The organism is Erythrobacter sp. AP23, assembly GCF_001542855.1.
In the GTDB taxonomy this organism is placed as follows: domain Bacteria; phylum Pseudomonadota; class Alphaproteobacteria; order Sphingomonadales; family Sphingomonadaceae; genus Qipengyuania.
In genome coordinates, this window is the sequence record NZ_LNBY01000015.1 from 271,458 (window position 1) to 295,522 (window position 24,065).

At 65.8% G+C, this 24,065-nt stretch carries 22 protein-coding genes; 11 read left to right on the top strand and 11 right to left on the bottom strand.

All coding sequences use genetic code 11. From position 1 onward, the window contains the following. Nucleotides 1-34: 34 nt before the first annotated feature. The gene (locus ASS64_RS08100) at nucleotides 35-262 is read left to right on the top strand and encodes a hypothetical protein (RefSeq protein ID WP_067692451.1); all 228 of its coding nucleotides are present in this window, start codon (nucleotides 35-37) and stop codon (nucleotides 260-262) included. Here the strand turns inward: ASS64_RS08100 and ASS64_RS08105 are convergent, their stop codons facing one another. Further along, nucleotides 263-541, bottom strand: a complete 279-nt coding sequence (locus ASS64_RS08105; RefSeq protein WP_369815365.1) for a ribbon-helix-helix domain-containing protein — start codon at nucleotides 539-541, stop codon at nucleotides 263-265. Nucleotides 542-681: 140 nt separating this feature from the next. Here ASS64_RS08105 and ASS64_RS08110 point away from each other — a divergent pair, with 140 nt between their 5' ends. Continuing rightward, nucleotides 682-1,443 (top strand): DUF4019 domain-containing protein, encoded by a 762-nt coding sequence (locus ASS64_RS08110; protein WP_067693124.1) that lies wholly within the window; start codon nucleotides 682-684, stop codon nucleotides 1,441-1,443. Nucleotides 1,444-1,485: 42 nt separating this feature from the next. Here the strand turns inward: ASS64_RS08110 and phbB are convergent, their stop codons facing one another. Then, nucleotides 1,486-2,211 (bottom strand): acetoacetyl-CoA reductase, encoded by a 726-nt coding sequence (gene phbB / locus ASS64_RS08115; protein ID WP_067692454.1) that lies wholly within the window; start codon nucleotides 2,209-2,211, stop codon nucleotides 1,486-1,488. 116 nt (nucleotides 2,212-2,327) lie between these two features. After that, nucleotides 2,328-3,092 carry a hypothetical protein gene (locus tag ASS64_RS08120; RefSeq protein WP_067692457.1) on the bottom strand — a complete coding sequence of 255 codons (765 nt, stop codon included), beginning with the start codon at nucleotides 3,090-3,092 and terminating at the stop codon, nucleotides 2,328-2,330. Nucleotides 3,093-3,428: 336 nt separating this feature from the next. Here ASS64_RS08120 and ASS64_RS08130 point away from each other — a divergent pair, with 336 nt between their 5' ends. The 4 genes from ASS64_RS08130 to holA all read left to right on the top strand — a co-directional run bounded on the left by ASS64_RS08130 (nucleotide 3,429) and on the right by holA (nucleotide 8,001). Further along, nucleotides 3,429-3,875 (top strand): DUF3576 domain-containing protein, encoded by a 447-nt coding sequence (locus tag ASS64_RS08130; RefSeq protein WP_067692463.1) that lies wholly within the window; start codon nucleotides 3,429-3,431, stop codon nucleotides 3,873-3,875. Nucleotides 3,876-3,941: 66 nt separating this feature from the next. Next, on the top strand, nucleotides 3,942-6,458 hold the full coding sequence (gene leuS / locus ASS64_RS08135; protein WP_067692466.1) for a leucine--tRNA ligase: 2,517 nt from the start codon (nucleotides 3,942-3,944) through the stop codon (nucleotides 6,456-6,458). Next, nucleotides 6,458-6,958, top strand: a complete 501-nt coding sequence (gene lptE, locus ASS64_RS08140) for an LPS assembly lipoprotein LptE (protein WP_067692469.1) — start codon at nucleotides 6,458-6,460, stop codon at nucleotides 6,956-6,958. Before leuS ends, lptE begins: the two co-directional genes overlap by 1 nt. Then, nucleotides 6,955-8,001, top strand: a complete 1,047-nt coding sequence (holA, locus tag ASS64_RS08145) for a DNA polymerase III subunit delta (protein ID WP_067692471.1) — start codon at nucleotides 6,955-6,957, stop codon at nucleotides 7,999-8,001. Before lptE ends, holA begins: the two co-directional genes overlap by 4 nt. Nucleotides 8,002-8,008: 7 nt before the next feature. Here the strand turns inward: holA and ASS64_RS08150 are convergent, their stop codons facing one another. From ASS64_RS08150 to ASS64_RS08160, 3 genes are read right to left on the bottom strand one after another with little or no spacing between them, the layout of a single operon-like run. Further along, entirely contained in the window at nucleotides 8,009-8,557 is a 549-nt protein-coding gene (locus ASS64_RS08150; protein ID WP_067692474.1) for an LptA/OstA family protein, read from the bottom strand. Beyond that, a complete protein-coding gene (locus tag ASS64_RS08155) occupies nucleotides 8,557-9,225 on the bottom strand; it encodes an LPS export ABC transporter periplasmic protein LptC (RefSeq protein WP_067692477.1) in 669 nt (222 codons plus the stop codon). The genes ASS64_RS08150 and ASS64_RS08155 overlap by 1 nt, the downstream gene beginning before the upstream one ends. A gap of 24 nt (nucleotides 9,226-9,249) precedes the next feature. Next, nucleotides 9,250-9,867 (bottom strand): ribonuclease D, encoded by a 618-nt coding sequence (locus ASS64_RS08160; protein ID WP_067692479.1) that lies wholly within the window; start codon nucleotides 9,865-9,867, stop codon nucleotides 9,250-9,252. A gap of 78 nt (nucleotides 9,868-9,945) precedes the next feature. Between ASS64_RS08160 and ung the strand changes: the two genes are divergently transcribed. The 3 genes from ung to ASS64_RS08175 all read left to right on the top strand — a co-directional run bounded on the left by ung (nucleotide 9,946) and on the right by ASS64_RS08175 (nucleotide 12,699). Beyond that, nucleotides 9,946-10,626 carry a uracil-DNA glycosylase gene (ung, locus tag ASS64_RS08165; RefSeq protein ID WP_067692482.1) on the top strand — a complete coding sequence of 227 codons (681 nt, stop codon included), beginning with the start codon at nucleotides 9,946-9,948 and terminating at the stop codon, nucleotides 10,624-10,626. Nucleotides 10,627-10,805: 179 nt separating this feature from the next. Beyond that, a complete protein-coding gene (locus tag ASS64_RS08170; RefSeq protein ID WP_067692508.1) occupies nucleotides 10,806-11,138 on the top strand; it encodes a molecular chaperone DnaK in 333 nt (110 codons plus the stop codon). A gap of 64 nt (nucleotides 11,139-11,202) precedes the next feature. Further along, nucleotides 11,203-12,699: a serine hydrolase gene (locus ASS64_RS08175; RefSeq protein ID WP_067692511.1), complete on the top strand. Its 1,497-nt coding sequence runs from the start codon at nucleotides 11,203-11,205 to the stop codon at nucleotides 12,697-12,699. A 1-nt stretch (nucleotide 12,700) separates the two neighbouring features. Here the strand turns inward: ASS64_RS08175 and ASS64_RS08180 are convergent, their stop codons facing one another. Continuing rightward, nucleotides 12,701-13,480, bottom strand: coding sequence for an SDR family NAD(P)-dependent oxidoreductase (locus tag ASS64_RS08180; RefSeq protein WP_067692514.1), 780 nt, complete (start codon nucleotides 13,478-13,480; stop codon nucleotides 12,701-12,703). A gap of 80 nt (nucleotides 13,481-13,560) precedes the next feature. On the opposite strand from ASS64_RS08180, the gene ASS64_RS08185 reads away from it, so the two are divergent. Further along, nucleotides 13,561-14,343 carry an enoyl-CoA hydratase gene (locus ASS64_RS08185; protein ID WP_067692518.1) on the top strand — a complete coding sequence of 261 codons (783 nt, stop codon included), beginning with the start codon at nucleotides 13,561-13,563 and terminating at the stop codon, nucleotides 14,341-14,343. 70 nt (nucleotides 14,344-14,413) lie between these two features. Next, nucleotides 14,414-15,403: a hypothetical protein gene (locus ASS64_RS08190; RefSeq protein WP_067692521.1), complete on the top strand. Its 990-nt coding sequence runs from the start codon at nucleotides 14,414-14,416 to the stop codon at nucleotides 15,401-15,403. Here ASS64_RS08190 and ASS64_RS08195 read toward each other — a convergent pair. The 4 genes from ASS64_RS08195 to ASS64_RS08210 form a co-directional block, all read right to left on the bottom strand. After that, nucleotides 15,400-16,836 (bottom strand): glutamate synthase subunit beta, encoded by a 1,437-nt coding sequence (locus ASS64_RS08195; protein WP_067692524.1) that lies wholly within the window; start codon nucleotides 16,834-16,836, stop codon nucleotides 15,400-15,402. The two genes, ASS64_RS08190 and ASS64_RS08195, sit on opposite strands and share 4 nt — an antisense overlap. Before the next feature lie 126 nt (nucleotides 16,837-16,962). Beyond that, nucleotides 16,963-21,615 (bottom strand): glutamate synthase large subunit, encoded by a 4,653-nt coding sequence (gene gltB, locus ASS64_RS08200; protein WP_067692527.1) that lies wholly within the window; start codon nucleotides 21,613-21,615, stop codon nucleotides 16,963-16,965. A 219-nt stretch (nucleotides 21,616-21,834) separates the two neighbouring features. Then, nucleotides 21,835-22,809, bottom strand: a complete 975-nt coding sequence (locus ASS64_RS08205) for a hypothetical protein (RefSeq protein WP_067692530.1) — start codon at nucleotides 22,807-22,809, stop codon at nucleotides 21,835-21,837. A 5-nt stretch (nucleotides 22,810-22,814) separates the two neighbouring features. Then, nucleotides 22,815-24,032, bottom strand: a complete 1,218-nt coding sequence (locus ASS64_RS08210) for a TIGR04063 family PEP-CTERM/XrtA system glycosyltransferase (protein ID WP_067692533.1) — start codon at nucleotides 24,030-24,032, stop codon at nucleotides 22,815-22,817. Nucleotides 24,033-24,065: the final 33 nt, after the last annotated feature.

A 24,065-nucleotide genomic window follows, 5' to 3' on the forward strand; every position in this document is an offset into this window, starting at 1 on the left:
CCAGGCGTTGGGTCGGCAAGAAAGGAGTCCGCATATGTTACTCAAGATGCTTGTGCTCGGCGGTCTCGGCTACGCCGGCTATCGCTATTACGAAAAGAACCGTATCGACAGGAACGGCGTGGCCTTTGCCGACGGCCAGCCCGAGGGCCAGTTCCGCGACGCGGGGGCGGCTGCAACCGCGACCGAAGGCGACACGATGAGCGCGACCGACGAAGCGCTCGACGAGACCTTCCCCGCGAGCGATGCGACCGCGAAATACTGATCAGACAGTCTGACTGTCCGGATGGGCGGCTGGAGCGATCCAGCCGCTCTTTTCGTGCGTGACCAGCCAGATCCGGATCGCACCTGCGAGGCCCGGCGGAGTCTCGGCGCGGATACGCTCGGCATCGATCTCGGCCACCAGCGCATTGATCGACTGCCCGCGCACGGTGGCGGCCGTGCAGAGCTTTTCCCAGAACAGGGGTTCGAGGCTGATCGAGGTGCGGTGTCCGTCGATCCGGACGGAATATTTTTTCGGGGGGTGGTAGGGGGGCATGTGCATCGCGCGCGCTCCTAGCCCCGCGAATCCGCAAACTGAACCCCCCAATCGACGAAGTGCGTCGATCGGTATATTTGCAGCTTCCGGATACGAATTTTTCGGGGTGGCCGGCACACCGTCCGCAGCCTAGCCCTGCGATGTCCATGGCAGAAGCGCGCACCACCAGGCCCGAAGGCTACGCCGACCTGACCGAAAAGGAGAAGGAGACGCTGCGCCTGATGGTTCGCGGCCATGACGCGAAGTCGATGGCGGGCGAGCTCGCGCTTTCGGTGCATACGATCAATGAACGCCTTCGCGCCGCGCGGCGCAAGCTCGCGGTGACCAGCAGCCGCGAGGCCGCGCGGCTGGTTTGGGAACATGAGCGCGGCACTCCCGATTTTTCTGTCTACGACGAATTGGGGGATGCCAGCGGGACTCCGGCGAGCGAGGATGGCCAGGAAGCGGCAGCAAGATTGAACCGCCGCATCGTTGCAGGAGTTCTCGCCATGATGATTGTGTTTGCCGCCGGGCTTATTCTCGCTTCGCACTTTGACGAACCCGTACGGCAGGGCGCGCCGGTGGACGTGCCCGCGAGCGATGCGACCGTGGTCGCGGCCGCGCGAGATTGGCTTGCCCTGACCGATGCGCAGGACTGGCAGGCCAGTTTCGATGCGGCAGGCAAGGCCTTTCGCGATGTCAACACCGTGTCGGGCTGGGCGAGCGCCGCACAGCAGGTGCAAGCCCCACTCGGCGCACTTGTCTCGCGCGAACTGCGCGCGGTCCGCTACCTCAACGCGCCGCCATACGGCTATCAGGAGGTCCACTTCACCGCGCGTTACGCGAACCGCACGGACGAGGTCATCGAGACGGTCACGCTCCAGCAGGAAGATGGAGCGTGGAAAGTCGTCGGCATCCTGGTCGAGTAAGGCAACCGCAGGCGCCCGCGCAGCGCAGGTGCCCGGCTGCCGTCAATACATATGTTGGCCGCCGTTGATGCTCATCGTCGAGCCGGTGACGAATTCGGCATGTTCGGACGCGAGGAAGCTCACGCCGCGGGCGATTTCGCTGGCCTTGCCGAGGCGACCGACGGGGATCTTGGCGACGATCTTCTCGAGGACCGGCTCGGGTACGGCGGCGACCATGTCGGTGTCGATATAGCCGGGGGCGATGGCGTTCACGGTGATCCCGAAGCGCGCGCCTTCCTGCGCCAGCGCCTTGGTAAAGCCGTGGATGCCGCTCTTCGCCGCGGCGTAATTGACCTGGCCGTACTGCCCCGCCTGGCCGTTGATCGAACCGATATTGATGATGCGGCCCCAGCCGCGTTCTTTCATGCCGGCAAAGGTCGCCTTTGCCATGTTGAAGCACCCGCCCAGATTGGTGCGCATGACCGCGTCCCAATCCTCGTAGCTCATCTTGAGCAGCGTGCCGTCGCGTGTGATGCCGGCATTGTTGACCACCACCTCGATAGGGCCGTGCTCCTCCGCGACCTTACCGCAGGCATCCTGCACGGCGTTGTAGTCGCCGACATCGAACTTGGTCGTCGCAATGCCGGTTTCTTCGGTGAATTTTTTCGCCGCATCGTCATTTCCGGCGTAATTGGCGACGACCGTGAAGCCGCGTTCGTCACGCAGCCGTTCGCAAATGGCGCGACCGATTCCGCGCGTGCCCCCGGTTACGATGGCAACTCGTGACATAGTCTATTCTCCCAAGCTTTCCGTAGCGTCGGCACAGGCTTAGGACATGAAGGCGAGACGCGCCAAGCCAAAACGCCGCAAGGGGCGCCGACGCAACCGTATTCTCGGGATATGTCTTAGAAGCTGACGCGGGTGCCGACGTAGACGGCCTGATCGTCTTCGACCCCGTCGGTAAGCGGTGCCAGACGGTTGTTGTCCTTCGACAGACGGACCCCGGCGGTCAGATTGAGACTGCCCACCACGCGATAGGAGGTGCTGAGATCGACGCTCTGGTTGCCCGAGCCTTCGAAAGTGCGCGGAGACCGGCCGGCCCTGTCTTCGTTCTCGAGCGAGAGGCGCGAGCCGAAGCGACCCGGCTTCTCCGGCTTCTCGTCGGTATCGGGCGCGAAGGTCGACAGATCGGGCATGCCCATGTCGCGCAGGCCGATCGAAACATTGGTCTGACGGGTGGGCTGGGCGAAGCTCTGATAGCCGCGCGCAACGCCGAGATTGTAGCTGGTCGGGCTGATGGCGAGGATACGCTCGCCGGAATTGGCGGTGCCGACCGAATCCACCGCGCTACGAACCGAAATCGCCCGCGCCGTGGCATCGTTGACCCGAACCGCGACAGTGACCGAACGATCCTTGTTGAGGGCCGACTTGCTGGCCGGGGTGAAACGCAGGCCGTCTTCGCCGATCAGGGCGGCGACGCGCGCAGCGAGCTGCGTGTCGACCTTGGCGGGAGTGAACGGAAGGTAGGAAACGGTTTCCGGAAGCTCCGCCGCAGCGCTGGTCTGGACGACGGCAAGACCGGCCGCAGGAATGGTCAGCGCGAGCCCGGCAGCAGCCAGCGCCGCGGGAACGAACCGCGCCTTACCCTGACTCTTGACCGGACGTGTCATCGCGAACCGATTTTCCTTCTCACCGTGGACTCTTAAGCCAGAAAGCCGGTGAATGGTTCCTGACTCCTGCCGGGCAGGCTGCCGAGTCCCTGCTTGTCATCGATCAGACTAGCACTCCCTGATCGGTTGACCAGCTTTTCCACAGGCTGCAGTGGCAATTGGCGAAAAGTGTTGCGCAGTTTCCACAAGCACTTGCCGGAGCCAACCGCCCCCGCGGGCGGATTAAGCGCGTATTCACCCGAAAAGGGGTGAGTGCGGGGCGAATGGCCCTTTGCCTTGCTCCGCTGCGAGCAGGCAGTATAGAGCCAAGACCCCTGCAGGATACCAAGGACCGACATGAGCGCTTTCGCAAATCTTCGCCGCCCAGCAACCATCGCCGTCGCGATTGCAGCATCGCTCGGCATTGCGGCGTGTGGCGGTCGCGAGCGTCCCGAGGCGGATCTCGCGGCAGCGCAGGTCACCACGATCGGCGTCAATTCCTACCTCTGGCGCGCCGCGCTCGATGCGGTCAGCTTCGCTCCGCTGCTGCAGGTCGACAGCAATGGCGGCGTGATCGTAACCGACTGGTACGCCAACCCGAACAATCCGGGCGAGCGGGTCAAGATGACCGTCACCATCCTCGATTCCGACCTGCGCGCCGATGCGCTGCGCGTGGCGGCCAGCCGCCAGGTCAGCCAGAGCGGCACGTGGGTGGATGCGCCGGTACAGGCGGCAACCGTGCAAAGGCTCGAAGACATCATCCTCACCAAGGCGCGCGAGCTGCGCCGCGAAGCGGTGAGCTGATCTGCGGCGGGCGCTGCTCGAAAAGCGCCTTCCCATCGCTTCCAAAATCCGTAAACGCGGCTGCCTATGAGCAGCGATACCCGTTTCGACCCGGCTTCGGCCGATGCACGCTGGCAGGCCGCCTGGGACAAGGCGCAGACTTTCCGCGCCGACAGCGATTCCGAAAAGCCCAAGAGCTACGTGCTCGAGATGTTTCCCTATCCCTCGGGGCGCATCCATATCGGCCACGTGCGCAACTACACGATGGGCGACGTGCTGGCGCGCTACAAGAAGGCCAGAGGGCACGAAGTGCTGCACCCGATGGGCTGGGACGCTTTCGGCATGCCGGCGGAAAACGCGGCGATGGAAAAGGGCGTCCATCCGGGCGGCTGGACGCGCGACAATATCGAACACATGAAGGCGCAGCTGAAGCGCCTCGGCTTCGCGCTCGACTGGTCCAGAGAACTGGCGACCTGCGAGCCCGAATATTATGGCCACGAACAGGCGCTGTTCATCGATCTCTACGAGGCAGGCCTCGTCTATCGCAAGGAAAGCGAGGTCAATTGGGACCCGGTCGACATGACCGTGCTCGCCAACGAGCAGGTGATCGACGGCAAGGGCTGGCGCTCGGGCGCCGAAGTCGAGAAGCGCAAGCTCAACCAGTGGTTCCTCAAGATCACCGATTTCGCCGAGGAACTGCTCGAAGGTCTCGGCAGCCTCGACAACTGGCCCGACAAGGTCAAGTTGATGCAGGAAAACTGGATCGGCAAATCCAAGGGGCTCGAGTTCGCCTTCGACCTCTCGAACGGCGAGAGGCTGCCGGTCTATACCACGCGCCCCGACACGATTTTCGGCGCTAGCTTCGTGGCCGTTGCCGCCGACCATCCGGTGGCGCAGTCGCTCGACAGCGAAGAAGCCAAGGCGTTTATTGCAGAGTGCAAGAAGGGCGGCACGACCGCTGCCGAACTGGAGACGGCCGAGAAGTTGGGCTTCGATACCGGCATCACAGCGAAGCACCCATTCTCCGGCGCCGACCTGCCGGTCTATATCGCGAATTTCGTACTCATGGATTACGGCACCGGCGCGATCATGGCCGTGCCGGGCCACGACCAGCGCGACTTCGAATTCGCCACCAAATACGGCCTGCCCATCCCGCGTGTCGTCGCACAGAGCGCCGAGGACGCTGGCAAGCCCTTCGACGGCGAGGCCGAACCGGGGGACGGCGTGATCGTCAATTCGGATTTTCTCGACGGGATGAAAGTCGAACCCGCCAAGCGTGAGATTATCCGCCGCATCGAGGATCAGGGCCGGGGCGAAGGCAAGACCGTCTGGCGGCTGCGCGACTGGGGCGTTTCGCGCCAGCGCTATTGGGGCACGCCCATCCCCTTCATCCATTGCGAGAGCTGCGGCGTGGTGCCCGCGCCCAAGGACAGCCTGCCGATCACGCTGCCCGAGGACGTCGATTTCCAGACGCCGGGCAATCCGCTTCTGCGCCATCCGACCTGGAAACACGTCGACTGCCCCAAATGCGGCGGCAAGGCCGAGCGCGAAACCGACACGCTCGACACCTTCACCAACAGCTCGTGGTACTTCCTGCGCTTTGCCAGCCAGCCGGCGGACAGGCCCTTCGACCGCGAGGAGGTCGCCAAATGGCTGCCGGTCGAGCAGTATATCGGCGGGATCGAGCATGCGATCCTCCACCTGCTCTATGCCCGTTTCTGGACCCGCGCGCTCGCGCAGATCGGCATGCTCGACGTCAAGGAACCCTTCGCCTCGCTGTTCACGCAGGGCATGGTCACGCACGAGACCTATTCGCGCAGCGAGGGCGGAAAGACTGTCTATTACGCGCCCGATGAAATCAGCCGCGAGGCCGAGCGCGCGCTGCTGACCGCCGATGGCGGCGAGGTCGAAATCGGCCGCATCATCAAGATGTCGAAGTCGAAGAAGAACGTCGTCGACCCCGATACGATCGTCGACGCTTACGGTGCCGATGCCGTGCGCTGGTTCATGCTGTCCGACAGCCCGCCCGAGCGCGACCTGCCGTGGTCGGAAGCGGGGATCGAGGGCTGCAGTCGCTTCGTCCACCGGTTGTGGCGCCTGTTTTCGGCATATGAAGCCGGGCCAGAAGGCGAGGACAAGGCGCTCGACCGCAGGACGCACCAGACCATCGCGGCGGTCGCGGAGGACATCGAGGCGCTGGGCTTCAACAAGGCCGTCGCGCGCATTTACGAGCTGACCGGCGCGGTCGAGAAGGCCAAGCCCTCGGCCAGCCGCAGTCATGCGATCCGCACGCTGGTCCAGCTCGTCGCCCCGATGATGCCGCATCTCGCCGAGGAGGCCTGGGCGACGCTGGGCGAGAGCGGAATGGTCGCCGATGCCGCCTGGCCCGAAGTCGATCCCGCACTGCTGGTCGAGGATGAGGTGACCATCGCGGTCCAGCACAGGGGCAAGCTGCGCGATACGCTGACCGCGCCCAAGGGAGCGCCGAAGGAGGCCCTCGAGGCGATGGCGCTGGCCAGCGAGAAGGTTCAGCGTTCGCTCGACGGGGCAGAAGTGCGCAAGGTCATTGTGGTGCCCGACAGATTGGTGAATATCGTCACCTGATGCGGATTCTCCTCGCCAGCTTCGCCCTGTTCGCGCTTTCGGCCTGCGGGCTCTCGCCCATGTATGCCGGCGGCGGCAGCGGCGCGGTGGCGCAATCGCTCGCCGCGATCGACGTCGCCCCGATCGAAGGGCGCGCGGGATGGCTGGTGCGCAGCGCGCTCGAGGAACGCTTCGGTGCGGCGGGACAGGCGAGCCCGCAATATCGCATCGAAGTGCGGCTCGACGACCAGCTCGAAGGCCTGGCCGTCCTGCGCGACGACACGATCAGCCGCGAGCGCCGCACGCTCCGCGCGCGCTACCAGCTGATCGACCTGTCGAGCGGCGAGATCGTCCTCGATGCGAGCGATGGCTCGGACGCAGGGATCGACGTGGTGTCGAGCGAGTATGCGGTCATTGCCGCCGAGCAGACCGCGCTCGAAAACCTCTCGCAGGACCTTGCCCAGCGGATCGTGACGCGCGTCGCGCTGGCGCTGCGCAGCCAGGGCGACGGGGAGCAGTGAAGCTCACCAACCGCGATTTCGCGGCCAAGGCGCGTGGCGCCGCGCAAGGCTGCTCGATCTTCTTCTTTTGCGGGCAGGACGAGGCCGGCGCGACCGCAGCGGCGAACGAGCTCGCCAGCTGGCTCCCCGATCCGGGCGAGCGGGTGGAGATGTCGGGTGCGGAACTGCGCGGCGATCCCGCGAAGCTGGGCGACGAGGCGCGGACCAATTCGCTGTTCGGCGACAAGCGCCATATCTGGGTGCGTGCGAGCGGCGAAGAGGCGCTCGAGGCGTTGAAGGTGCTGGTCGAGACCGGCGAAGCGGGCGCGGGCGAGGCCTGCCCGGTCATCGTGGTAGCGACCTCCGCCACCGACAAGTCGCGCAGCGCCAAGCTGCTGGAGAAGCGCAAGGATGCGCTGGTGGCGATGTTCTATCCGCCCGACTTGCAGTCGGTGACGCGCAGCGTGCGCGCGCTGGCCGACGGGGCGGGCGTGCGGCTGGGCGGTGACCTCGCCGAACGGATCGCGCGGGCGGCCAATCTCGATGTGCGGCTCGCGAAGAGCGAGGTCGACAAGCTGGCGCTCTATCTCGACGCCTCGGCGCAGAGCCCGCAGACCGCGACTGCCGAGGACCTCGATGCGATCGGCGCGGCGAGCGAGGACGATGGCTTCGCGCCGCTGGTCAACGCCGTCATGGGCGGGCAGGCGGCCAAGGTCGGCGTGGAACTGGCGCGGATGAAGCAGCTCGGCCTCAACCCCGTCGGCGTGCTACTCGCCTTCGAACGGCGCGCGGCGCAGCTGGCGCGGATCGCCGCCACGCTCGGTTCGCGCCCCTTCGGCGATCTCGATCGGGGCGAGGAGGCGCGGCTGGGCATCTTCTTCAAGGAGAAGCGCGACATCGGCCAGCAGTTTGCGCACTGGCGGCACGGCGACAAGCTCGACCGGCTGACGCAGCGGCTCGTCGGCCTGCACCGCGAACTGCTGACCAACAGCCAGGCGGCCGAACTGCTCCTCGCGCAGGGCCTCGCCGATATCGCCAAGGTCGCCGGGGCGCGATCCCGCTAGGCGCGGATCAGTTCTCGGGGACCGAGAAGGTCCCCGTCACGCGGCCGCCCGACTCGCCCTCGCCGGTGACCGATGAGGACCCGCTGGCGCGCCCGTCGACGCTCGAAACGCCGGTCGCCAGATCGATCACCAGCCGCCCGCCATTGAGCGTATCGCCGCCGCGGCGGAGCCGGACATTGCCCGCCATGGTAATGATCCGCCGATTGAAGTCGTAGACCGCCGTATCGCCGCGTGCCCGCTCGTTGCCGCGTGACACGTTCACCCCTCCGGTCGCCATGATCCGCTGGATGGAGAGATCGCCCGCGTCGGAATAGTTCACGATCGTGCGCGCCGCGCTGAGATTGAGCCCGGCCTGGCTGATCTGAACATTGCCCGAAAGCACCACGCGGTTTTGCCTGTCCTGCAGCTCGATCCGGTCGGCCGCATAGGAGACCGGCGCGTTGGAATTGTGCCCGGCGATCGCCTGCGCAGAAAGCTGTATCCCGGCAAAGGCGGCCGCGGTGACGGCGAAGGAGCCGATGCCCCAGCGGGCGATGGTGGGGAGCAGGTGCTTCATTACGGCATCCTCAATTCACCGGGTACCATGCGCAGCCGCGCATTTCCGGTCAGGGTTATGGTGCGTGCCGACAGATCGGCGGTCAAGCGGTCGGCGCGAAAGGTCCCGGCGGGGATTGCGCCGTCGACCCCGCCCGCGCCGACGAGCTGCTTGTTGGCGAGATCGACCGAGACGTCGCGCGCCAGCATGCGGTAGCCGTCCGCCGCCAGCATCCGCATGGGCCCGATGATCGAAACGACCTCCTCGTCGATATCGTATTGGCCCGCCTCGGCGGAAAGGCGCGCGGGCCCATCGTCGAGCAGCAGCCGCGCAACCAGATCGTTCATCCGCACGATGCCCTCGGAACTGGAGCGCTGCACCGCCTCGCCAGCGGTCAGCGAAAAGGGACGCCCCTGGTCGTCCGCCCCGCGGTAGAGCGCGTTGTCGACGCGCAGGCGCTCCTCGATGATCGCCACCTTGTTGCGATCGAGCAGGAAGCTCACCTCACCGCGCGGACTGAGCGGTGTGATCACCATCAGCGCGGCGAGCACCCCGACAGCCATCGGCAGCGCGCGCGCGAGCAAGCCCACCAGCCGGTCATGCGTCCCGCCCGGCTCGGCCCAGTGCTGGCGTTCGTGCCGCCGTTCCTTGGCCTGTGCCGTTTCGATCCTGCGATGCCGGGATGCCATGGGTGTTACCTGTCCGGTCGGTCCTTACATATGGCTGAAGATATCGTGGTCGGCCCATCCTGCCACGTCCAGCCGCGCGCGGGTGGGGAGGAATTCGAAACAGGCCTGCGCCAGATCGGTGCGCCCTTCGCGGTCGAGCCTGCGGTCGAGTTCGTCCTTCATCCGGTGGAGGAAGCGCACGTCGCTCGCGGCATATTCGCGCTGTGCCTCGTTCAGCTCGGGTCCGCCCCAGTCGCTCGACTGCTGGGCTTTCGAAATGCTCTCGCCCAGCAATTCCTCGACCAGCATCTTGAGGCCGTGGCGATCGGTATAGGTGCGGGTCAGCTTGCTGGCGATCTTGGTACAATAGCACGGCGTCGCCATCACGCCGAGATAATGCTCGATCGCGGCGAGGTCGAAGCGCGCGAAATGGAACAGCTTGAGCCGCTCCGGATCGGCCAGCACCGCCTTCAGATTGGGCGCGTCATAGGTGCTCTCGGGACCGAAGCGCACGAGGTGCTCGTCGCCCTTGCCATCGCTGATCTGCACGACGCACAGCCGGTCGCGGATGGTGACGAGGCCCATGGTTTCGGTGTCGACGGCCACCGGACCATCGGCGAGGACGCCTTCGGGAAGGTCTTCTTCGTGGAAATGCACTGCCATGGGCCAGCGCCTTAGGCCGATTGGGGATTGTAGGGAAGGGGTGCTGGCCCACCGCCCGGTCCCGGCTACAATCGCATCATGACCGAAAGCGTCCCCCAAAGCTGGCAGCCCGTGCTCGAACCGGTGCTCGCAACTCCCCAGGCGCGGCAGCTCGGCGGGTATCTCGTGGCGGAAGAACGGGCGGGCAAGGCGATCTATCCGCCGCGCGGGTGCCGATTGAAGGCGCTCGACCTGACTCCGCTGGACGAGGTCAAGGTGGTGATCCTGGGGCAGGATCCCTATCACGGGCCGGGCCAGGCGATGGGGCTTTGCTTTGCAGTGCCCGAAGGCGTGAGGGTCCCGCCAAGCCTGGTCAATATCTACAAGGAACTCGAAGCCGATCTTGGGATTGCGCGACCCGACCATGGCGATTTGAGCGAATGGGCGCGCCAGGGCGTGCTCTTGCTCAACAACACGCTGACGGTCGAGGCGGGTCGGGCAGGCAGCCATGCCGGGCGCGGCTGGGACGCGATTACCGATGCCTGCGTGGCGGCGGTGGCGGCGCGATCCGAACCCAGCGTGTTCATCCTGTGGGGCAGCCATGCGCAGGCCAAGGCGAAACGGATCGATGGGTTGCGCAGCGGGCGGCACTGCGTGATCGAAAGCCCGCACCCAAGCCCGCTGTCGGCGCATCGCGGCTTTTTCGGCTCGAGGCCGTTCAGCCGGACCAATGCCTTTCTCACGGAGAACGGGCGCGGCGCGATCGACTGGGAAGTGTGACACGAACGCCGCCGCTGGAAAGCGAGACTTTCCGCAAAAGCCCTTGCTTTCCGGCGGGTTGCCGCCGCGTCGCGCATACGGCCTGTGACCTTCCGTTCGCGGCAGGTCTCGGGCGAAGGGTTGGCGGTCCGGCATGCCCGTTACTTGCCATGCGCAGGTCCCTGTAGGAAAATGCTTACATGAGAGAGGACGAGGCCCGCACCCGCCTGCTCGCGCGCCGCGCCGAGCTCGATGCCGAGGATGCGGCCAATGCGGACTCGCGCGATACGGTCGAATTGCAGCAGGACAGCGTCGGGCGTCTGTCGCGCATGGATGCGATGCAGCAGCAGGCGATGGCGCAGGCGACCGAGCGCCGCCGCAAGGCAGAGCGTAACCGGATCGCCGCTGCACTCGCCCGGCTCGACCAAGGCGAATGGGGCTGGTGCACCGTCTGCGGAGAGCAGATCGCCGAACGGCGGCTCGCCCACGATCCGAGTATCGCGACCTGCCTCAAATGTGCGAGCGCCGGTTAAGCGGCTTTGCAGACGCAGGGCGCTATGCCAGTTTGCAGCGCGAACGTTAAAGGGGGAGAAGCTCGTGAAAGCGGTTTTCAAGGCAGGCGCGGCGCTGGCGGTACTCGCGATGGTGGTCCCGGCGGACGCGCGCAGCGGCGGCGAACACCATGCCGAGGTGGCGGACGGCACGACGGCAAGCGACGAAGCAGCCAAGGCCGAGGCACTGGCCGAGGCGATGCGCGCGGCCGAACTCTGGATCGAAGGACAGCGACAGTTTCGCAAGATCCCCGCAATTTCGGCGGCGGTCGCGCGGGGTGACGAAACCGTCTGGGCGCAGGGCTTCGGAACGACCGACCGCGCGAAGACCAAGCCTGCCACGCCCGATACGATCTATTCGATCTGCTCGATATCCAAGCTCTTCACCGCGATCGCGCTGATGCAGCAATGGGAGCAGGGCAAGGTCGCGCTCGATGCGCCGATCTCCGAATACCTGCCCTGGGCGACGCTCGCAGACGATCCACGCGAAAGCGTGCCGGTAACGCTGCGCGGGGCGCTGACCCATTCGGCCGGACTGCCGCGCGAAGCGGATTTTCCCTATTGGACCGGGCCCGATTTTCCCTTTCCGAGCCAGGACCAGATCCGCGCGAAAATCGCCAGCCAGGTGCCGCTCTATCCCGCCTCCACCACCTGGCAATATTCCAATCTCGGCCTGACGCTGGTGGGCGAGACGGTCGAGGCGGTCAGCGGTCAGCCCTTCGCCGACTATGTCACGGCCAATATCCTCGATCCGCTCGGTCTCGACGATACGCGGCCCGGAATCCCCACCGGTCTTTATGGCGGGCAGATGGCGGTCGGCTGGGGCGCGCTCGAGCCCGATGGCTCGCGCCCGCAGGTCGCACTGTTCGATCCTGCGGGAATCACGCCGGCTGCCGGGTTCAGCGCCAGCGTGGCAGACCTCGCCAAATTCGCCGGCTGGACCCTGCGGCTGGCCAGGAGCGGCGAAGCCGAAGTGCTGCGCGCCTCGACGCTGCGCGAGATGCAGCGCGTCCATTACGTCTCGCCCGACTGGGAAACCAGCTGGGGGCTGGGGTTCGCGGTGCGGCAGGAAGGCGGCACGACGATCGTCAGCCATGGCGGGTCGTGCCCGGGCTATCGCAGCGCGCTGATGATCGCGCCGAAAGAGGAAATGGGCGTGGCCGTGGCGATGAATGCGATGGACGATCCGGGCACTGTCGCGCGCGGCATCGCAGCGCTCGTCAAGGCGCGGGGCGAGGCCAAACCTTTCGATCCGGTCGAGGGCGTGTCGCTTTCCGATTATGCCGGGGTCTATGGCGGCCAGCCTTGGGGCGCGGATTACATGATCATTCCCTGGGCCGGCGGGCTGACATGGCTATCGCCCGATGCAAACGAGCCGGCGAAGGGCATGTGGCGCCTCAGGCCGCTCGGCGAGGATCGTTTCCGGGTCGTCACCGACAAGGGCGACGAGCGGCACGAGGTCGTCTTCGAACGGGACCGGGCGGGCAACGTCCAAGCGGTGAGGCAGCACTCGAACGCCTCGCCGCGATTGCGCGGTCTCTAGCTCAGAAAATCGAATAGCCGCCGTCGATCACCACCGAATCGCCGGTGTGGAACTTGCTGGCATCGCTGGCGAAATAGACCGCGATGCCGGCGAAATCCTCGCCCTCCCCCCAGCGGCGCATGGGCACGCGGCCGATCGCCTTTTCGTTGAAGGCATCCCAGTTCTGCAGCCGTTCGGTCATTTCGGTGGCGATCCAGCCGGGCAGCACCGCATTGGCGCGGATGCCATGGCGGGCGAGTTCGACCGCCGTACCGCGCACCATCGCGAGGACCCCGGCCTTGGTCGCGGCATAGGCCTGGTTCTGCGGCGCGCCGTGGATCGCCGAGACCGATGAGGTGACCAGCAGCGAGCCACCCTTGTCGCCGCCCTCTGCACGTTCGACCATGTGCTTGGCCGCCTCGCGAAAGGTCCAGAACACAGCGTCGAGATTGACCGTGGTGACCTTGCGCCAGGCCTCGGTGGTCTGCTCGGTCAGCGGCGCGCCGCCGCCGACACCGGCATTGGCGATGCAGGTATCGATCCGCCCGAGGCGCGACAGGCTCTCGGCCATGGCGTCGATCACGGCCTGTTCGTCGGCAACGTCGACCGCCAGCGCCTCGACCCGCGTGCCATGGGCCTTCAGCTTCTCGAGCGCGGCGGCGTTCTTGTCCGCATTGCGGCCCCAGATCGCGATATCCGCGCCGGCCGCCGCCAGCCCTTCGGCCATGCCCAGCCCGATCCCGCCATTGCCGCCGGTCACCACTGCCACCTTGCCGGTGAGGTCGAAGGGTTTGAATGCCATGCTCGTCTCTCCTCTCCTGCCCACTCATGCCGAGTGGGAGGACGATTGCAAGGCGCAACCCATCGGCTAGGCTATCGCGCATGACCGACCTCATCCTGACCGAGATCGCCGACGGGATCGCCACCGTCACCCTCAACCGACCCGAAGCGATGAATGCGCTGTCGAAAGCACTGCGACACCGGCTGTTCGAGGTGATGACCGCGCTCGATGTGGACGACGCCGTGCGGGCAGTGATCCTCACCGGTGCGGGCGAGCGGGCTTTTACCGCCGGATTGGATCTGAAGGAATTGGGATCGCAAGAGGGCGCGCTGGGTGCGGCCAATGCCGAAGGCGCGGAGGAAAACCCGGTCAAGGCGATCGAGCAATGCAGAAAGCCCGTGATCGGCGCGATCAACGGGGTGGCGATCACCGGCGGGTTCGAACTGGCGCTGGCCTGCGACGTGCTGGTCGCCAGCACCCATGCGCGCTTTGCCGATACCCATGCGCGCGTGGGCATCGTTCCGGGCTGGGGCCTGTCGCAAAAGCTCAGCCGGATGGTCGGGATTTCGCGCGCCAAGGAGTTGAGCTTTACCGGCAATTTCCTCGACGCGCCAACCGCCGAGCGCTGGGGGTTGGTCAACCGCGTGGTTGCGCCCGAAGAGCTGCTGCCCGAAGCGCGCCGCCTCGCCGCCGATATGGCAAGCGTCGACCCTGATTTCCTCGCCACCTACAAGCGGCTGATCGACGAAGGCTACGCCGCCAGTTTCGGTGAGGGACTGGCGCTCGAACAGCGGCTGTCCTCTGCCGCCAACAGCGCAGTCAGTCCGGAGGAAGTCGAAGCACGCCGAGCCGCCGTGCAGGCGCGGGGCCGCACGCAGGGATGATGCATTCGGCGAAACAACCGGTGAATGTTTGGCGCTTCCGAAATCACGCTCGCCGAGCTATCGAGGCGTCATGGAACGGCAGCTGTCCGCCCGTCTGACCGGCCTCGCGCCGATCGTCCTTCCCATTCTCGCCATCGCGCTCGCCCGCGCCATGACCCATACGGATTGGGCCGCGGCCAATGCGGTGCTGGCGGCGCTGCTTTTCGCCTGGATCGTGGCCGATAGCCTGCTGCTGGCGACGATCGCCAAGGCAGAAAAGCGACGGCCCGGCGCGCGCGCAATGCTCGGCGCCGCCGCGCTCGCCAGCATTATCATCGTGGCCGGTGCGGCCGAGCCGGTTCGCGCGGCGATCCTCTCGATGCCGCCCCTGCTTGCGGCGGCGGCGCTGACGGTCACGCTCTTCGCGATCTGGAGCGGCGCGGTTTTCGTTCGGGCATTGGCAGCAGGCGCATCGCGCGAAGAGGCCGCCGCGCTCGTCTTCCCGCCAAGACTGGTTCGATTCATGAGCGCGGAAGCGCGGATCATGCGGCTCGCCTTGCTGGGCTGGCGGTGCGGGCAGGACATTCCGCAAGGCGCGCAGGCGTTCGACTATCACCGTTTCCTGTTGCCGATGATCTATGTCTTTCTCGCCTTGCAGGCGATCGAGCTTGCGGTGATGCATTTCCTGCTGATGCAATGGAACGCGACCGTCGCGTGGATCTGGTTCGGCCTTGGCATTGCGAGTGGGCTGTGGATCATCGGTCTCGCGCAGGGTTTTCGCCTGCATCCGGTGTTGTTGACCGACGAAGGCCTGCGGGTGCGCAGCGGCATTATGGTCGACGTACTGGTGCCCTACGCCGCGATTGCGGGCGTGGTGCCGAGCGTCGATGCCGAGCAGGTGAAAGCGAAAGACACGCTGAACCACGCGGTCCTTTCATGGCCCAATGTCATGCTCGAACTGGATCAGCCGATCATCGTTCGACCGCTGATCGGGGCCGAGCGGAAGATCGTGCGGATTGCCCTGCGGATCGACGACAGCGCGGCCTTCCTCGCTGCGCTGGAGGAGCGCCTTCGCGCCTAACGCGGCAGTTCGCTCGCGCCCATCAGCGCCTTGTCGACCGCATGGGCGCATTGACGCCCCTCGCGGATCGCCCAGACTACCAGGCTCTGCCCGCGGCGCATGTCGCCGCAGGTAAAGACGTTGGGCTCGCTGGTGAGGTACCAGTCGGTATCCGCCGCGACATTGCCGCGGGTGTCGAGATCGACACCCGCGCGGTCGAGCAGGCCCCGCCGCTTGGGCCCGGTGAAGCCCATCGCCAGCAGGATCAGATCGGCCTTAAGCGTGAAAGCACTGCCTTCGATCTCCTGCATGCGCCCGTCCTTCCATTCGACGCGCACGCATTCGAGCCCGGCGACGTCGCCATTCTCCTCGACCACGCGCTTGGTCAGAACGGCCCAGTCGCGCTCGACCCCTTCTTCATGGCTCGAGGAGGTGCGCAGCTTCAACGGCCAGTCCGGCCAGGTCAGGCCCTTGTCCTCCTTTTCCGGCGGCTTGGGCATGATCTCGAGCTGCGTCACGCTGGCCGCGCCCTGGCGGTTGGAAGTGCCGACACAGTCGCTGCCGGTATCGCCGCCGCCGATCACGATCACGTGCTTGCCCGTGGCCGTCAGGCTCCCGCGCGGGGCCGCGCGAACCTCGTCGTCGCCTGCATTGCGCTTGTTCTGCTGGGTCAGGAACTCCATCGCCAGCCGCACGCCGTCGAGCTCCGAACCGGGAATGTCGAGCTGGCGCGCTTCCTCGGCCCCGCCGGCGAGCACCACCGCATCGAAATTCTCCTGCAGCGCCTGGAAGCTGACCTCGACCCCGACCTCGCTCGACGTGCGGAACTGGACGCCTTCGGCCTCCATCTGCACCGCGCGCCGGTTGATGAGGTGTTTTTCCATCTTGAAGTCGGGAATGCCGTAGCGCAGCAGGCCGCCGATCCGGTCGCTCTTCTCGAACACGGTTACCGCGTGGCCGGCCCGGGCGAGCTGTTGTGCGCAGGCGAGGCCGGCCGGGCCGCTCCCGATCACCGCAACCGACTTGCCGGTGCGCTTCTCGGGCAGCTCGGGTTTGACCCAGCCTTCGGCAAAGCCGCGATCGATGATCGCGCATTCGATGCTTTTGATCGTGACCGGCGAATCCACGATGTTGAGCGTGCAGGCCGCCTCGCACGGTGCGGGGCAGACGCGGCCGGTGAACTCGGGAAAATTGTTGGTCGAGTGGAGAACGTCGAGCGCGTTTTTCCAGTCGTCTTCGTAGACGAGGTGGTTCCAGTCCGGGATGATGTTGTTCACCGGACAGCCGGTGTGACAATAGGGAATGCCGCAATTCATGCAGCGCGCGGCCTGGCGGCGCAGCTCGTCCTCGGGCAGCGGAACGACGAATTCCTTGTAATTCGCCACTCGCTCCTTCGGGTCGAGATAGGTGCGGTCGTGCCGCTCGTATTCTAGAAAGCCGGTTTCCTTGCCCACGAGGTCAAATCTCCGATTTGGCCGAATCCCCCGCGCAGGCGGGGGTCCCGCCAGGCTGCGCGGGAACGTTGAAAGAAGAAGCGGGATCCCCGCCTTCGCGGGAGTGAATGGGGAGGTCGAAATCGATCATTCCGCCGCTTCCATCGCGGCCTGTTCGCGTTCGTCTTCGAGTGCTTCAAGTGCGCGCTTGTAGTCGCGCGGCATCACCTTGCGGAAGTTCTTGAGTTCCTTCGCCCAATCGTCGAGCAGCGCCTTGGCCTTGGCCGAGCCGGTATGCAGCAGGTGGCGCTCGACGAGTACCTTGAGCCGTTCGGCATCGTGATAGAGCGGATCGCCCATGCCGAAATTCTCGACCGAGACGGGGCGTTGCTGCGGGCTGCCCCAGCTCTTTTCGGCGCCTTCGCCGTCGCCGGGCTGGACGTCCAGAACATCGACCTGCGCATGGTTGCACAGCTTTTCGAAGCGATTCTCGGGATCATAGACATAGGCGATGCCGCCGCTCATCCCGGCGGCGAAATTGCGGCCCGTCGGGCCGAGCACGCAGACCACGCCGCCGGTCATGTATTCGCAGCCGTGATCGCCGGTGCCCTCGACCACCGCGACCGCGCCCGAGTTGCGCACCGCGAAGCGTTCGCCCGCCACGCCATGGAAATAGGCCTCGCCCGCAATCGCGCCATAGAGCACCGTATTGCCGACGATGATGTTGTTCCCGGGCGCGCGCGGTGCTTCCTTCGGCTGGCGCACGATGATGCGACCGCCCGACAATCCCTTGCCGACATAGTCGTTGGCATCGCCGGTCAGGCTGATCGTGACGCCGTGGGCGAGCCAGGCACCGAAGCTCTGGCCGGCAACGCCGGTAAAATCGATCCGGATCGTGTCGGGTGCGAGGCCAGCATGGCCATGCGTCTCTGCGATCCGGCCGGACAGCATCGCGCCGACAGTGCGGTTCACATTGCGGATCGTGCGCGAGAGCTGGACCGCCTGACCGCTCTCTATCGCCGGCTTGCAGGCTTCGATCAGCGCGACATCCATGGCCGCGGCTAGGCCATGATCCTGGCTTGCGGTATGATGGAGCGCTTGGCCTTCCTCGCGCGGGACGACATGGAGGATGCGTTTCAAATCGACCCCATGCGCCTTCCAGTGGCGCTCGACGCGGCGCATGTCGACCCGATCCACGCGGCCGATCATCTCCTCGACGGTGCGAAAGCCCATTTCGGCCATGATCTTGCGCAGCTCTTCGGCGACGAAGAAGAAGTAGTTGATGACATGCTCGGGGGTGCCGGTGAAACGCTTGCGCAGCACCGGGTCCTGCGTCGCGACGCCGACCGGACAGGTGTTGAGATGGCATTTGCGCATCATGATGCACCCCGCCGCGATCAGCGGGGCGGTGGCGAAACCGAATTCGTCCGCGCCGAGCAATGCGCCGATCGCGACATCGCGCCCGGTCCTGAGGCCCCCATCGACCTGCACCGCAATGCGGCTGCGAAGATCGTTGAGCAGCAGCGTCTGCTGCGTTTCGGCGAGGCCGATTTCCCAGGGGCTGCCTGCATGGGTGAGGCTGGTCAGCGGGCTCGCGCCCGTACCTCCCTCGTAGCCCGAAATGGTGACGTGGTCGGCCTTCGATTTGGATACGCCCGCGGCGACCGTGCCCACACCCACTTCGGACACCAGCTTGACCGAGATGCGGCTGTCGCGCTGCACGTTCTTGAGATCGTGGATCAGCTGGGCCAGATCCTCGATCGAATAGATGTCGTGGTGCGGCGGGGGCGAGATCAGGCCCACCCCAGGGGTCGAATGGCGCACCTTGCCGATGCGCTTATCGACCTTGTGGCCGGGCAACTGGCCGCCCTCGCCGGGCTTGGCGCCCTGCGCCATCTTGATCTGGATATCGTCCGAATTGACCAGATATTCGGTCGTCACGCCGAAGCGTCCCGAGGCGACCTGCTTGATGCGGCTGCGCATCGAATCGCCATTGTCGAGCGCGCGGAAGCGTTCGGGCTCCTCGCCGCCTTCACCCGTGTTCGAGCGCCCGCCGATGCGGTTCATGGCGATGGCGAGCGTCGAATGCGCTTCGTGGCTGATCGATCCGAAGCTCATCGCGCCGGTGCTGAAACGCTTGACGATTTCGACCGCCGGTTCGACCTCGTCGAGGCTCAACGGCTGTTCGGCGGGCTTCAGTTCCATCAGCCCGCGGATGGTCAGCAGGCGTTCGGACTGCTCGTTGATCGAGCGCGCGAACTCGTCGTAATTCTTGGCGTCGTTCCCGCGTACCGCATGCTGCAATTGCGCCACCGATTGGGGCGTCCAGGCATGCGCTTCGCCGCGCAGGCGGTACTGGTAGATGCCGCCGACATCGAGCATGCCCTTGTACAAGGGATTGTCGCCATAGGCTTGCGCGTGGCGCAACACGGCTTCCTGCGCCACCTCGGCGAGGCCGATGCCTTCGATCGTGGTCGCAGTGCCGGTGAAATAGGTGTCGACGAATTCGCTATTCAGGCCGACCGCGTCGAAGATCTGCGCGCCGCAATAGGACTGGTAGGTGGAGATGCCCATCTTGGACATGACCTTGAGGATGCCCTTGCCGACCGCCTTGACGTAGTTCTGGCGCACGTCGGTCGGATCGAGGTCGGCGAAACGTTCGGCGCGCAGGCTCTCCAGCGTTTCGAACGCGACATAGGGGTTGATCCCTTCGGCCCCATAACCCGCCAATGCGCAGAAGTGATGCACTTCGCGCGCTTCGCCGGTTTCGATGACCAGGCCGGTCTGCATGCGCAGGCCCTGGCGTACCAGCTGGTGGTGGACGGCCGCGGTGGCGAGCAGCGCGGGCATGGGAATGCGGTCGGGGCCCTGGTTCCGATCGGACAGGATCAGGATGTTGGCATCGCCCAGCACCGCCTCGGTCGCCGCCCAGCACATTTCCTTCAGCGCCATGGACAGGCCTTTGGCCCCGGTGCTCGCATCCCAGGTGATGTCGATGGTTGCGGTACGGAAGGCGCCGTCGAGCGCTGCCTCGACCGAGCGAATTTTCGCAAGCCCCTCATTGGTGAGGATCGGCTGGCTGACTTCGAGGCGCTTGTGCGTGCCGGCATCGCGGCCGAGCAGATTGGGGCGCGGGCCGATCATCGAAAGCAGGCTCATCACCAGATCTTCGCGGATCGGGTCGATCGGCGGGTTGGTGACCTGCGCGAAGTTCTGCTTGAAGTAATCGTAGAGCAGGCGGCTGCGGTCGGACAGCACGGCGATCGGCGTATCGGTGCCCATCGAACCGATCGGATCCTCGCTCCCGCGTGCCATGGGCTCGAGGAAGCGGGCGATGTCCTCCTGCGTGTAACCGAAGGCCTGCTGGCGTTCGAGCAGGCTGGTGGCGGCGGTGGGGATCTCGCTCAGCTCGGGCTCGATATGGTCGAGATCCTTGAGCTTGTACTGCGCCGCCTTGAGCCATTCCTCATAGGGCTGCGCATTGGCGAGATCGGCCTTCAGCTCCTCGTCCTCGACGATACGGCCTTCATCCAGGTCGATCAGCAGCATGCGCCCCGGCTGGAGGCGCCATTTGCGCGTGATGTCCTCGTCCTTGAACGGCAACACACCGCTTTCCGAAGCGAGCACGACGAGATCGTCCTTGGTCGTGCACCAGCGCGCGGGGCGCAATCCGTTGCGGTCGAGGCAGGCGCCGATCTGGCGGCCGTCGGTGAAACACACCGCAGCAGGCCCGTCCCAGGGCTCCATCAGCGCGGCATGGTATTCGTAGAAGGCGCGGCGCGCCGGATCCATCAGCGGGTTCTTGGCCCAGGCTTCCGGCATCATCATCATCATCGCATGCGCGAGGCTGTATCCGCCGGTCAGCAGCAGTTCGAGCGCATTGTCGAGACAGGCCGTGTCCGACTGGCCGTGCGGGATCAGCGGCCACATCTTGTCGAGATCGGCGCCGAGCAGCTCGCTTTCCATCGTGCGGCGGCGCGCTTCCATCCAGTTCACATTGCCGCGAACCGTGTTGATCTCGCCATTATGCGCCATAAAGCGATAGGGGTGGGCGAGGCGCCAGCTGGGGAAGGTGTTGGTGGAAAAGCGCTGGTGGACAAGGCCCAATGCGCTGACACAGTCGGGATCGCGCAAATCGTCGTAGAAACTGCCGACCTGATTGGCGAGCAGCAGGCCCTTGTAGACGACGGTGCGGCTGGAAAAGCTCGGGATGTAGGCGGTGGTCAGGCCCGGGATGCCGTGCTTGTCCTCGAGCGCCTTGAGCGGGTTGAGCGTCTGCTTGCGGATGACGACGAGCTTGCGCTCGAAGGCGTCTTGATCGGCGCAGTCGCCCCCGCGCGCGACGACGCATTGGCGGATGACCGGCATCGAATCGACCACCGCCTTGCCGAGCCCGTCGAGCGTGGTCGGCACATCGCGCCAGCCGACCACCCGCTGGCCTTCCTTCTCGACGAAGCGCTCGAGCTGCTTTTCGACGAATTCGCGCGCTTCGCTCGCCTGCGGGAGGAAGCACATGGCGACCGCATAGTCGCCCGGCTGCGGCAGGTCGTGGCCGTGTTCCTTGGCCCAATTGCGGAACAGCGGATCGGGCACTTGCAGCAGAATACCCGCGCCATCGCCCAGCAGGGGGTCGGCACCGACCGCGCCGCGATGGTCGAGATTGGCAAGGATTTCGAGCGCCTGGGTAACGATCGCATGGCTTTTCGCGCCCTTGATATGCGCGACCATGCCTACGCCGCAGGCATCGTGTTCGTTACGCGGATCGTACAGACCCGTTGTGTGGGGCGGCGTGCGTCCCATTGGCGAAGCGTCCTCCTTCGTGCCCGCCGACCGGCCTCGCTGGATGCGGGGCGGCCGGGAACATGGTCGAGCGGTGCCCTTCGCGGCACCTGCAAAATTGCGCGAAGGGCCCTAATGCCGACAGGATCGATATTTTGCAACTGCGAGAAGCGTAGCAAAATTTCTCCAGCGCCAAGAATTACGCTTGAGCGCGCGTTTCCGTAGAGGAAATTCGTATGCTTACTTCGGCTTGCCGACGCGGCTGAGCTTGTCGAGCGCGCTGCGCAGATCCGCCTGCGGATCGCCGGAGCCGCCGCCCGAACCGCGATCGGGAGCTTCGCGCTCCGCTTCCCGGCGCAGAAAGGCGATGACCGGATCGGCATCTCCATTCTCGGGCGGGCCTGCCTTCAAAGCATCGAGCGCAGTGCCGAGACGCTGGGTCAGCTCCTCGAGCGAGAGGTCGCCGAGCGCTGCGGGCGGAGGAGGGCTGGCTGCGCTTTCCGGCTCGAGCGTCTCTTCCGCCTCAGCCTCCACCGTCGCGCTGTGCGAACTCTCCGCTTCTGTGTCCGGAGAGGTCTGGACGGCGGGTTCCTCCACCGGGGAGACCGGCTCTTGCGTATCTTCCCACGCATCCGCGGCCTCGGTCTCGTGGATGGGTTCTTCCCATTGCTCGGCGAAATAGGGGTCGTCGGGAACGCTTTCGACCTCCTCGAGAACGGCTTCTTCGGTATCGGCATCGCGGGCGGTCAGGCCGCCGCGCGCGCTTCCCTCGAACGAACCGATGCCCTCTTCCGGCAAATCTTCGCGCGGGTTGAAAGGGCGCCGCGGAGCGTCCGCCCCTGTGTCGGCGGGCCTGGGTTCTTCCTTGTCGTCCTGAAGCCAGACGCCGGCGGTTTCGGCGGCCTCTTCGTCGTCGCTTTCGTCGCTTGCCTCGTTGATCGCGGCAACCCGCATGGCAAGCACGAGGCCGATCATCAGGCCGAGCAGCGCGGCACCCATCGAGAGGACGACGCGGGTAGCGGATTCGCCTGGCAAGATGCCGGCAAGACCGAAACGCTCGGCCAATAGCTGGTGCACCCCGGCCGGCATCACGAACAGGCCGAGCCCCAGCAGCAGCGCGAACCACGCGCCGACGCCCCACTTGAAGGCGGGGTGGCTACTGATCGGCGCTGTGCGCTTGGCGGCAGTCATTTCTCGTTCGAATACCCGTTCCATGCGGCTCACTCGGTCGCTGAAGAGCCACTTTCTAGCAGATGTTGGTAAACGGCCCGATAACGATCGATGTTCCTCGCCCAATCGTGGTTTTCGGCGACATGGCAGCGACCGGCCTCGCGCATCGCGGGCCAGCGGTATTTCTCGTCGATGAAGCGCGCCAGCGCTTCTGCGATTCCCGCGGGATCGTCGGGCGGAAACAGCAGCCCGGTGACACCGTCCTCGATCAGCTCGCGATGCCCGCCGACATCGCTCGCGGCGACGATCCGCCTCTGTGCCATGGCCTCGAGCGGCTTGAGCGGCGTGACGAGATCGGTCAGCCGCGATTTTTTGCGCGGGTAGGCGAGCACATCGACCAGCGAATAGTAGCGCTCGACCTCGCTGTGCGGAACGCGGCCGGTAAAGATGATCGCATCGCGTGCCGGAGAGGCCGCCGCCTGCGCGTGCAGCGTCTCCTCCATCGGCCCACCGCCGACGAGCAGGAGTTGCGTGTCCGGGTGGCGTGCGCGCAGCATCGGCATGGCGGCGATGGCGTCATCGAGCCCTTCATAGTCGTAAAAGCTGCCGATGAAGCCGATCACCGGCCCCTCGCCAATGCCGATCTGCCGCGCCAGCCCGACGTCGCGCGGTGGCGGTTCGCCGAACAGGGCAAGGTCGACGCCATTGGGCGACAGCGCGAGTTTACCTCCGTCGTGTCCGCGCTCGACAAGGTCCCCGCGCAACCCCTCGCTAATCGTGAACACCGCATCGGCCCCCTTGACCACGCGGTCCTCAAGCGCGCGGGTCAGGCGATATTTGAGCGAGCCTGCGCTGCCGGTTCCATTGCCCACCGCCGCATCCTCCCAGAAGGCGCGGATCTCATACACCAGGGGCACGCCAAGTCGCCGTGCGGCGCGCAGGCCGGCCATACCGCACAATGCAGGCGAATGCGCATGCAGGATATCGGGGCGCCAGTCGGCGGCGAGACGCTCGATGCCGGCGCGCAGTGCCGCGATCTCGCGCCATTCGCGCAGGCCCGGAAGGCTGGACGGGGTGCCCGGCACGCGGTGGAATGTCAGCCCGTCGACCTCCTCGATCGGCGGGCCGCCTCGAACATGGCGTGGGCCGGTAATTCCGCGTATCTCGACGCCCGCGGCCTGCAGGCTCTTGAGGATCGCGCGCGTGCGGAAGGTATAGCCGGAATGCAGCGGCAGCGAATGGTCGAGGATATGCAGCACGCGGGTCATCGGCTGCGCTGTGTGACACAACAGGCTTAACGG

What these genes read in the sequence shown, in the direction of transcription:
- ASS64_RS08160 (WP_067692479.1), bottom strand. Translation starts at nt 9,867, where the DNA reads ATGGCAGTGCATTTCCACGAAGAAGACCTTCCCGAAGGCGTCCTCGCC.
- ASS64_RS08185 (WP_067692518.1), top strand. Translation starts at nt 13,561, where the DNA reads ATGACCGACCTCATCCTGACCGAGATCGCCGACGGGATCGCCACCGTC.
- ASS64_RS08120 (WP_067692457.1), bottom strand. Translation starts at nt 3,092, where the DNA reads ATGACACGTCCGGTCAAGAGTCAGGGTAAGGCGCGGTTCGTTCCCGCG.
- ASS64_RS08105 (WP_369815365.1), bottom strand. Translation starts at nt 541, where the DNA reads ATGCACATGCCCCCCTACCACCCCCCGAAAAAATATTCCGTCCGGATC.
- ASS64_RS08100 (WP_067692451.1), top strand. Translation starts at nt 35, where the DNA reads ATGTTACTCAAGATGCTTGTGCTCGGCGGTCTCGGCTACGCCGGCTAT.
- phbB (WP_067692454.1), bottom strand. Translation starts at nt 2,211, where the DNA reads ATGTCACGAGTTGCCATCGTAACCGGGGGCACGCGCGGAATCGGTCGC.
- ASS64_RS08130 (WP_067692463.1), top strand. Translation starts at nt 3,429, where the DNA reads ATGAGCGCTTTCGCAAATCTTCGCCGCCCAGCAACCATCGCCGTCGCG.
- leuS (WP_067692466.1), top strand. Translation starts at nt 3,942, where the DNA reads ATGAGCAGCGATACCCGTTTCGACCCGGCTTCGGCCGATGCACGCTGG.
- ASS64_RS08190 (WP_067692521.1), top strand. Translation starts at nt 14,414, where the DNA reads ATGGAACGGCAGCTGTCCGCCCGTCTGACCGGCCTCGCGCCGATCGTC.
- lptE (WP_067692469.1), top strand. Translation starts at nt 6,458, where the DNA reads ATGCGGATTCTCCTCGCCAGCTTCGCCCTGTTCGCGCTTTCGGCCTGC.
- ung (WP_067692482.1), top strand. Translation starts at nt 9,946, where the DNA reads ATGACCGAAAGCGTCCCCCAAAGCTGGCAGCCCGTGCTCGAACCGGTG.
- ASS64_RS08155 (WP_067692477.1), bottom strand. Translation starts at nt 9,225, where the DNA reads ATGGCATCCCGGCATCGCAGGATCGAAACGGCACAGGCCAAGGAACGG.
- ASS64_RS08205 (WP_067692530.1), bottom strand. Translation starts at nt 22,809, where the DNA reads ATGGAACGGGTATTCGAACGAGAAATGACTGCCGCCAAGCGCACAGCG.
- ASS64_RS08170 (WP_067692508.1), top strand. Translation starts at nt 10,806, where the DNA reads ATGAGAGAGGACGAGGCCCGCACCCGCCTGCTCGCGCGCCGCGCCGAG.
- ASS64_RS08110 (WP_067693124.1), top strand. Translation starts at nt 682, where the DNA reads ATGGCAGAAGCGCGCACCACCAGGCCCGAAGGCTACGCCGACCTGACC.
- ASS64_RS08150 (WP_067692474.1), bottom strand. Translation starts at nt 8,557, where the DNA reads ATGAAGCACCTGCTCCCCACCATCGCCCGCTGGGGCATCGGCTCCTTC.
- gltB (WP_067692527.1), bottom strand. Translation starts at nt 21,615, where the DNA reads ATGGGACGCACGCCGCCCCACACAACGGGTCTGTACGATCCGCGTAAC.
- ASS64_RS08210 (WP_067692533.1), bottom strand. Translation starts at nt 24,032, where the DNA reads ATGACCCGCGTGCTGCATATCCTCGACCATTCGCTGCCGCTGCATTCC.
- ASS64_RS08180 (WP_067692514.1), bottom strand. Translation starts at nt 13,480, where the DNA reads ATGGCATTCAAACCCTTCGACCTCACCGGCAAGGTGGCAGTGGTGACC.